The sequence below is a fragment of the Nocardia sp. genome (assembly GCF_025465275.1).
Classification (GTDB): Bacteria; Actinomycetota; Actinomycetes; order Mycobacteriales; family Mycobacteriaceae; genus Nocardia.
This window is the reverse complement of record NZ_JAODNK010000051.1, coordinates 154828-163656: the sequence shown is the minus strand read 5'-3', so window position 1 is coordinate 163656 and position 8829 is coordinate 154828. Positions and strand designations below refer to the sequence as shown.

General features: G+C 65.3%; 9 protein-coding genes. 4 read left to right on the top strand and 5 right to left on the bottom strand.

Annotation, left to right across the window (positions count from 1 at the left end):
* The 3 genes from JWN03_RS12000 to JWN03_RS11990 form a co-directional block, all read right to left on the bottom strand.
* Window positions 1-2353: AMP-binding protein (locus tag JWN03_RS12000; RefSeq protein ID WP_297613789.1), on the bottom strand; the 2353-nt coding region annotated here is incomplete at its 3' end.
* A gap of 24 nt (window positions 2354-2377) precedes the next feature.
* Entirely contained in the window at window positions 2378-3082 is a 705-nt protein-coding gene (locus JWN03_RS11995; protein WP_366914388.1) for a DUF6875 domain-containing protein, read from the bottom strand.
* Between the two features lie 190 nt (window positions 3083-3272).
* On the bottom strand, window positions 3273-4667 hold the full coding sequence (locus JWN03_RS11990; RefSeq protein WP_297613787.1) for a glycine--tRNA ligase: 1395 nt from the start codon (window positions 4665-4667) through the stop codon (window positions 3273-3275).
* 326 nt (window positions 4668-4993) lie between these two features.
* Between JWN03_RS11990 and JWN03_RS11985 the strand changes: the two genes are divergently transcribed.
* The 4 genes from JWN03_RS11985 to JWN03_RS11970 all read left to right on the top strand — a co-directional run bounded on the left by JWN03_RS11985 (window position 4994) and on the right by JWN03_RS11970 (window position 7427).
* On the top strand, window positions 4994-5803 hold the full coding sequence (locus tag JWN03_RS11985; protein WP_297613786.1) for a hypothetical protein: 810 nt from the start codon (window positions 4994-4996) through the stop codon (window positions 5801-5803).
* A 185-nt stretch (window positions 5804-5988) separates the two neighbouring features.
* Window positions 5989-6288, top strand: a complete 300-nt coding sequence (locus JWN03_RS11980) for an ArsR/SmtB family transcription factor (RefSeq protein WP_297613800.1) — start codon at window positions 5989-5991, stop codon at window positions 6286-6288.
* 2 nt (window positions 6289-6290) lie between these two features.
* A complete protein-coding gene (locus tag JWN03_RS11975; RefSeq protein ID WP_297613785.1) occupies window positions 6291-6704 on the top strand; it encodes a Fur family transcriptional regulator in 414 nt (137 codons plus the stop codon).
* A 93-nt stretch (window positions 6705-6797) separates the two neighbouring features.
* Window positions 6798-7427 carry a TetR/AcrR family transcriptional regulator gene (locus JWN03_RS11970; protein WP_297613784.1) on the top strand — a complete coding sequence of 210 codons (630 nt, stop codon included), beginning with the start codon at window positions 6798-6800 and terminating at the stop codon, window positions 7425-7427.
* Between the two features lie 34 nt (window positions 7428-7461).
* On the opposite strand, the gene JWN03_RS11965 is transcribed toward JWN03_RS11970, so the two are convergent.
* Window positions 7462-7875, bottom strand: a complete 414-nt coding sequence (locus JWN03_RS11965; protein WP_441342972.1) for a hypothetical protein — start codon at window positions 7873-7875, stop codon at window positions 7462-7464.
* Complete coding sequence (locus JWN03_RS11960) at window positions 7872-8675, bottom strand: isoprenyl transferase (protein WP_297613783.1); 804 nt, start codon at window positions 8673-8675, stop codon at window positions 7872-7874. Before JWN03_RS11960 ends, JWN03_RS11965 begins: the two co-directional genes overlap by 4 nt.
* Window positions 8676-8829: the final 154 nt, after the last annotated feature.

Here is an 8829-nt window from a genome sequence, read left to right as displayed (position 1 = left end):
GCGGCGTGGGTTCACCGCCTGACGACACCGCGCGCACCCCGTCCAGGGCATCCGGTTCCAGCGTGGACAGCACCGCCGGGGTGGAGCAGACCTGGGTGATCCCGTGCTCGCGCACCAGCGCGGCCAGTTCGGCGCCGAGTATCGGATCCGCCTCGGCCACAACGAGTGTGGCACCTGCGGCGAAGGCCATCAGCCATTCCAGGACTGATGCGTCGAAGCTCGGGTTCAGGCATTGCAGCACCCGCGAGCCCGGAGCAACACGATACGAATCCACAATTGCCGCAGCCAAACCCGAGAGACCCGCGTGGGTCACCACGACGCCCTTGGGCACACCCGTGGAACCGGAGGTGAATACTACGTACGCCGGGTTGGACAGGCGCTGATGACCTGGCCGCTCATGTGCGTCCAACGGCTCGGATGACACCTCGGTCCAGGCTGTTTCGGACAGGAGGTCATCAAGGGCGATCCACTGCACCGTAGCCGGGAGATCAGGAACCTCCCCGAGAGTCAGCCCCAGCCGGGCTCCACATTCGGCGGCAATGCGTGCCACGCGATCACCGGGCATACCGGTACCGAGCGGCACGAAGGCCGCGCCGGTCTTGGCCACCGCCCACAGCGCAACCACCGCTTGGACGGATCGCGGAAGTGTCAGCAGCACAGTCGATTCCGGACCGACCCGCTCCGAGTTCCCAGAACTCCGCAGCAACCTGCGTGCCAGCCGATTCGACAACTCGTCCAATTCGCCATAGGTCAGTTGCCGGCCACCACCGATCACCGCCACCGCATCCTGGCCCGCGCGCCGTAGTCCAGCGTGCAGAATCTCCGGCAGCAGTTGCGGTTCCGGCGCCTGCGCACCATGGGAACCCGCGAGCACTCCCAGCTCGTCCGCGGTGCAGTACGCCAACTCGGCCAGCGGCGTATCAACCTCGGCCGCGAGCAGCGAATCCAGCAGTGCCAAGAACCGCCGATGGTGCCGCCCGAGCGAATCCTCGTCATAGAGGCGAGGATTCGCCGCGAAGTCGACATGAATAGGCGCACCGGCCCCGTGCTGATAGAAGTTGACGAACAGATCCTCGATCGGCCCGGACGTCAGCACATGCAAGCTCGACCGCACACCCGCGAAGTCGATCCCCGCCGGAAACAGCATGATATTGATAACCGGCCCGACAAACCCCCGCCCGAGCTCCGGCTGCCCATCAGCGCCCACCCCCTGCTCAGCGGCACCGAACTCCGGCCCACCGGCCACCCCCGGATCGGCAACGCCTGGCTCGGCCGCCCTCTCCCCCGCAGGCCCTTGCCCAGCCTCTCCTCGCCCGGCACCACCCGGCCCCGCAGCGCCCCAGCGCATGTCCTCGGCGCGGAAGCGCTGGTGCCGCAGGGCGCCCGACGCGGCTACCCGCACCGCGTCCAGCACCTCACCGACCCGGCCCGTGCGCGGCACTCGCACCCGCAGTGGCACCACATTGGCGATCATGCCGCCGGAGCGGCGCAGTACGGCGGTGGTCCGCCCGGATACGGGCAGGCTCAGCACCACGTCCTCGGTGGCCGTGAGCCGGGCGTAGTACAGCGCGACCGCCGCCATCACCACCATGGCCGCGCTGGCATCGAAGCGCTGCGCCGCGCTCTCCAGGCGTGCGGCGGTCCCCTCCCCCAGCTGTTCGCGGGCCGCTCGTCCCAGCGCGCACGCGGGGGCCGTGGCGGATACCAGGCTGCATCGCTGCGGCATGCCGGCGGTCACTTCACGCCAATACTGCTCATCGGTCGCGAAGCGGCTCGACTCCCGGTACATCATTTCGGCCTCGTGCACCGCGAGCAGCGAGGCGGCGGTTCCGGCGGGCGCGGGCTCGTGGCGGACCGCGGCGTTGTACAGCTCCGCAACGCGGTACAGCATGGTCACCGAACCGAATCCGTCGATGAGAATGTGGTGGGCGCGGGTGAACCACAGGTGGTGGTCGTCCCCGACCCGGATCACCGTGGAGATTCCGGCGCGCGCACCGAGCAGATCGATGGGTGCGGCGACATCGGCGCGCATCCACTCCAGCGCGGCCACAATCGGTTCCGGTTTGTCCCGGAAGTCCAGAAATCCCACCGCGGGCGCCAGACCGGGGTCGACCACCTGATACGGCCAATCGTCGATCTCCGCCAGTCGCAGTACGCCGGAACCGAATTCGCGCCCGGCGATCAACGCGGCGCTACGCAGCGCCGGGAGATCCAGTGGCCCGCGCATCTCGATGTACTGAGCCTCCGAGAGCGGCACGCTCGGATCCAGTTGCTGCGCATACCACATGCCGAGCTGGGCGGGAGAGAGTGGAAAAACCGTGGCGGTCTGTTCCGCCGCTAATTCGCGCGTCATAACGCCTCATCGAGTCGAACACGGTCACGAAAGAGACTGGGCGTCTTGCGGCTGTTCGTGATACGCCGGAACCCAGTTGTCGGGGCGAGCTGTCAACCGCCCCACCATGACTGCGCGCACATGTGCGGGCAGCCCAGGTGCGAACTTGCGCACGTAAGCATTCATCCATTCCGGTCGGTCTAATAGGAATGGGAAATCAGTTGTCATCATGGATCGAACGACCAGCATCGGCATCGGTGCATCCAAAGGCCGAAAGTCCTTGTTCCACAGGCCCGGCTGATCGCATCCCGGGTAGAATTGGCCGAGCATCGCACCGCGTTCCACGAATCTGGTCTTGAATTCCTCGTGCATCTCATCGATCAGCGACAAGTCGGCCAGATTCGGGAACACGGTTATCAACGCGCGCAAGACCGATGTGGAACTGCCGTTCCCCGTAGGCAATTCGGGATAAACCTCGAGTGCGTCCTCGATAATGGCGCGCAACCATACGGGCTGCGGCTCCACAGCGGGGACCTGTGCGATCCACAGCAGGTCCCGCCGTATGGACGGTCGTACGTACGGGCATACGGGCCCGTCTCGTCCCAGTTCGTCACTGGGTTGGGTCAGAAAGGATTCAGCCCAAGATCGAAAAGCCGCCACTGTAGACCTGGCGGCAGGACAGGATGATCCGGAATCCCCCAATGAGACCCATTGCAGCCCCGAGCGGGGGCCGATAACACGCTCGCTCATGACTCACCTCGGCAGATCGAGCACAGCGGCAGGCGCCGTTGCCCCATACATATAAATATGCGCCGATCGGGAGTCGTTAACACGAGTAGTGCGATACCTGAATTATTAATCAGCGCCCCAAATTTCAGGGGCAACAGAATAAAGAAAAGACCGGTCAGGCATTGACCGGTCTTCTCGGGGTTGTCGGGAGTCAGGCGCCGATGAGGCGTGCTGCCAGGTAGCCCTCTACTTGATCGAGAGCAATTCGCTCCTGTGCCATGGAGTCACGCTCACGCACTGTGACGGCGTGATCCTCGAGAGTATCGAAGTCCACCGTGATGCAGAACGGGGTGCCGACCTCGTCCTGACGGCGATAACGGCGGCCGATGGCACCGGCATCGTCGAACTCGACATTCCAGTTCTTACGCAACTGAGTGGCGAGATCCTTCGCCTTGGGGGAGAGATCCGCATTGCGCGAGAGCGGCAGCACCGCGGCCTTGACCGGAGCCAGCCGACGATCCAGGCGCAAAGTGGTGCGATCCTCGAGCCCGCCCTTGGCGGTCGGAACCTGCTCCACGTGATACGCATCCACCAGGAAGGCCATCAGCGAACGGGTCAGACCGGCCGCCGGCTCGATCACATACGGCGTGTAGCGCTCGCCGGTGGTCTGATCGAAGTAGCTCAGATCCTGCCCCGAATGCTCGGAGTGGGTCTTCAGGTCGAAGTCGGTGCGGTTGGCGACACCCTCCAGCTCGCCCCACTCGCTGCCCTGGAAGCGGAAGCGGTACTCGATATCCACCGTGCGGGTGGAGTAGTGCGAGAGCTTCTCCTTCGGGTGCTCGAACAGCCGCAGGTTCTCCGGATCGATGCCCAGATCCGTGTACCAGGCCAGGCGCGTGTCGATCCAGTACTGGTGCCACTGCTCGTCCTCGCCCGGCTTGACGAAGAACTCCATCTCCATCTGCTCGAACTCACGAGTACGGAAGATGAAGTTGCCGGGCGAGATCTCGTTGCGGAAGCTCTTGCCCATCTGGGCAATACCGAACGGCGGCTTCTTGCGCGCGGTGGTCTCGACGTTCTTGTAATTGACGAAGATGCCCTGCGCGGTCTCCGGGCGCAGGTAGTGCATGCCGTCTTCGGTCTCGACCGGGCCCAGATAGGTCTTGAGCATCATGTTGAAGTCGCGCGGCTCGGTCCACTTGCCGACGGTGCCGCAATCGGGGCACACGATGAGCTCCATGGACACCGAATCCGGGTCCTCGACACCCTTGTGCTTCTCGGCGTACGCCTCCTGCAGGTGGTCCTGACGATGCCGCTTATGGCAGTTCAGGCACTCCACCAGCGGATCGTTGAACACCGCGACGTGACCGGAGGCCACCCACACCTGGCGGGGCAGGATGATCGACGAGTCGAGGCCGACCACATCCTCACGGCTGGTGACCATCGAACGCCACCACTGCCGCTTGATGTTCTCCTTGAGCTCGACTCCGAGCGGGCCGTAATCCCACGCCGATTTGGTGCCGCCGTAGATCTCACCGCTCGGGTACACGAGACCCCGACGCTTGGCGAGGTTGGCGACGGTGTCCACCTTCGACTTGGGTGCCACTGAAGAAATCTCCATCCGGTCCGGAAAACTACAAGGGACGTCCTCAAGCCTATCGGTACGGAGCCAGCCGTTTTACGCCGGGAGCAGGGCTTGCCGCTGCCCCCACTATTCGGGGATGCACCAGGCACCCCCGATCGCGAGATGATGGAATCGCGACCGGTCGGGTACGCCGATGTCGACGAGCGGTCGCGGCGAAGGCGACGAGCTGCACCCCGGGGGTGGCTGCCATGCACGAGTTTCCGACCGATTTATCGGGAGACGACTGGGCGAAGCGCGTAGAGCGCCGGGAAGTGTGGCGACAGCGGCGGCGCAGATACCTCCCGTGGGTGGGCATATCAGGGGCGGTGGCACTGGCACTCACCTTCGCCATGCTCTATCGCCCACACTCGACCAACCTGGTGGCGAACGTTCCCCTGACGTCCGCCCCGAAGCCGGCCTTCCAGGTGGACCAGGCCCGCCCCTTCGACAACACACCCGCCGCGAACTGGGCCTCGGGCGCCGCGGGCATCGTCCTGCCCCCTGCCACACCGATCGGCCGCTTCTCGGCCGAGCAGGTGACGACGGCCATGACGCGCGCCCAGCAGCTCATCGTGCTCGCGCGGCTGGATCAGCACGTGCTGGGGACCGGCGACGCGGAGCCGGTGCTGGCGCTGCTGGCGCCCGGGCAGGTGGCCGATCTCCGGCCGAAACTGACTCCGGGCAATGAGAGCCAGAACTGGTGGGTCACCGCGAAGCTCGCACCGGGATTCCAGCTGCTGCCGGCGGCGCCGCGCGTCAACGGCTCGATGTCGGAGGCGCTCGACAAGGACGGCGAGCTGACGATCAAGACCAATTACATTGTGGCCTACGCCTTCTCGGCTCCAGATCAGAGCAAGGTGCATGATCCGATGGACATCATCGTGGTCGCGCGCCAGGAGACCGAGTACACCCTGATCGACGATTCCGGCTACGACGCCGCTTCGCAGGGCGTGTGGTTCGGCGAGATCAATGCCTTCACCTATGCCGGGGATTGCTCCTGGTTCCGGAAGGGGTTCCTGGCACCCTCCTACGGCGAGTCCGGCGTCGGGCTGCCGGTGCGACCGACCGAACAGTACTTCGACCCGACGATTCCGCTGCCCACCGAACACGACTGCTGACTCCTGCGGCCGACTCCACCGCGCGCCCATTTGACATGCATATGCTTGCATATAAGAATGGCATCGGTTTCCAATAAGGAGTTGGTTCGATGACCACGGACAGCGGTGCCCCTCTGCGGCGCTCCCGCGTCGCGACGGAGGCCCCAGCCGCGATTCCGCACGACCCGTACCCGTACCGATCGCCCATGCCGCCGATCGTGCCCTCGCGCACCATCCTGGACTCGGCGGGCGAGCTGCTGCGCGCCCTGGCCGCACCGGTGCGCATCGCCATCGTGCTGCAGCTGCGGGAATCGCCGCGCTGCGTGCACGAACTGGTCGATACGCTCGGTGTGACCCAGCCGCTGATCAGCCAGCACCTGCGGATCCTCAAATCCGCGGGCGTGGTGCGCGGTGAACGCACCGGGCGCGAAGTGATCTACGAACTGGTCGACGAGCATCTGGCGCATATCGTCATCGACGCCGTCGCACATGCCGAGGAAGGGTGATCGTGGGAACAACCGAGAAGACGGTCGGTGTCCGCAGCACCCGCCAGCGCAGCGCCATCGCGGCGCTGCTCACCGATATCGACGAATTCCGCTCCGCGCAGGAACTGCACGATGAGCTGCGCCGGCGCGGCGAGGGCATCGGTCTGACCACCGTCTACCGCACGCTGCAATCGCTGGCCGAGGCCGGGCTGGTCGACGTATTGCGTACCGACTCAGGCGAATCGGTGTACCGGCAGTGCTCCACCGGACATCACCACCACCTGGTCTGCCGCAGCTGCGGGAGCACCGTGGAGGTCGAAGGGCCGACCGTCGAAGCCTGGGCGGATTCCGTCGCCGCCGAACACGGCTTCTCCGATATCAGCCACACCATGGAGATTTTCGGCACCTGCCGCAGCTGCTCCAGCCGCAAGAGCTGACGCGCGAAACAGCTCGATGCCCGAGCTTTGGGACAACCCGGACATCGAGCTGTCATCTTGTTGCGAACGGATATTCGTTTTAGTTTGGGGTCCATGCCCAGAGTCAGCGAAGAACACCTCGAACGACGCAGACTGCAAATCCTCGACGCCGCGCAAATGTGCTTCGCCCGCAAGGGTATTCACACCACCACCATGCAGGACGTGTTCGCCGAATCCGGCCTCTCCGCAGGTGCGGTGTACCGCTACTTCAAATCCAAGGACGACATTATCGCGGCCCTCACCAGCGAGTCGACCGTGGATCTGCGCGCCGCCCTGAGTGAGGCCGTCTACAGCGATCCGCTGCCCACTCCGGCGGAACTCGTTCGCTCCATTACCGAAACGATTGTCCGCCTGAGTGGTACCAGCGGGCCTGTCCGCGTCATTCCGCAAGCCTGGGCGCTGGCATTGACCGACGCCAATATCGGCGACTATGTCCGCACCAGTATCAGCAGTATCCGCCGACTCTGGATCGACTATGCCATTCGCATGCGCGAAATCGGCTGGCTGCCAATCGATGCCGATACCGATGCGGTGGGCAAGGCCTTCCTCGGGCTGCTCCCCGGCTTCATTCTGCAGCACCTGATCCTGGGCGACACCGATCCCGAATCCTTCAGTCGCGGTGTGGCACAGCTGCTGCCCGCCTACGGCCCGATTACCACCATCGCCGAAATCTCGCCCAACTGAACAAGATTCGGCTGAGCAGAATTCGACCGAGCGGTCAGGGCAGTACCAGACCCTGACGGGCGCGGCCCGCACCGGAGAGCACCAGCAGCAGCATGGTGGCGAGCGCCTCGCCCTCCAACCCCGCGGCCGGGAAGGTGTAGCGCAGGATGATGTCGGCCAGTTTGTCGTGGCCGACAATGGTGATCGAGCCGAACTGCAGCGCGGCATTACGTTCGGCAACTCGCTTGTGCAACTGCGGTTTCAGCGGACGATCCCAGGCCAGTACGCAGGTCAGGGTCAGCACGTCCAGGCCCGGGGCCAGGTTCACGCCGCGCAGGGAGCACAGCGAACCGTCGAATTCGAAGCCGAGGCCGCCGCCCTCTTCGACGCGGACGTTTACCTCGTAGCGGGCCAGCGCTGCGCCGGCGCGCGCCTGCAGGTCCTCCGCCGGGGACAGTTCGTCGCTCACTTCGCGCCGCCGAAACGGCGGTCGCGCTTGGCGTACTCCAGACAGGCAGCCCAGAGATTGCGGCGGTCGAAATCGGGGAAAAGCGTTTCCTGGAAAACGAACTCGGCGTACGCCGACTGCCACATGAGGAAGTTCGAGGTGCGGAACTCACCGGACGGGCGCAGGAACAGGTCCACATCCGGCATATCCGGCTCGTCGAGGTAGCGGGCCACCGTCGCCTCGGTCACCTTCTCCGGATCGATCTCACCCCGGGCCACCCGGCGCGCGATTTCCCTTGCGGCATCGGCGATCTCGGCGCGGCCGCCGTAGTTGACGCACATGGTCAGCGTCATCACCGTATTGTCCTGGGTGAGCTCCTCCGCGATCTCCAATTCCTTGATCACGCTGCGCCACAGGCGCGGTCGCCGACCCGCCCAGCGCACCCGCACACCCATCTCGTGCATTTCGTCGCGGCGGCGGCGGATCACATCGCGGTTGAACCCCATGAGGAACTTGACCTCATCCGGGCTGCGCCGCCAATTCTCGGTGGAGAAGGCGTACGCCGACAGCCACTTCACGCCGATTTCGATACAGCCCTCGACGGTATCCATGAGGACCGCCTCGCCGCGCTCGTGCCCGGCGGTGCGCGGCAGGCCCTGCTCCTGCGCCCAGCGGCCGTTGCCGTCCATCACCAGGGCCACATGCCTGGGCACGAACTCCAGGGGAATCCCCGGCGGCGTGGCCCCGGAGGGGTGCGGCGAGGGCGGACGCACCGTGCGCTGGGCTGCGGAAGGCTTGCGAGTACCGATCACGACCCCCATCCTGCCCGATGCCTCCGGCCGCTCGACCACGCCCACGGAATTCGCGCATCATCTCCACGAATCACCCGCATTCCCCTGACCACACAGTCCGCGCCGGTGTCGAGCAGCCCCGGCAGACGCTGCTCGACACCGACAGCGGCTGTCCGATCCCCCG

Coding starts and splice junctions, on each gene's coding strand:
- JWN03_RS11995 (WP_366914388.1), bottom strand. CDS start 3,082: ATGAGCGAGCGTGTTATCGGCCCCCGCTCGGGGCTGCAATGGGTCTCA.
- JWN03_RS11980 (WP_297613800.1), top strand. CDS start 5,989: ATGCCGCCGATCGTGCCCTCGCGCACCATCCTGGACTCGGCGGGCGAG.
- JWN03_RS11970 (WP_297613784.1), top strand. CDS start 6,798: ATGCCCAGAGTCAGCGAAGAACACCTCGAACGACGCAGACTGCAAATC.
- JWN03_RS11960 (WP_297613783.1), bottom strand. CDS start 8,675: ATGGGGGTCGTGATCGGTACTCGCAAGCCTTCCGCAGCCCAGCGCACG.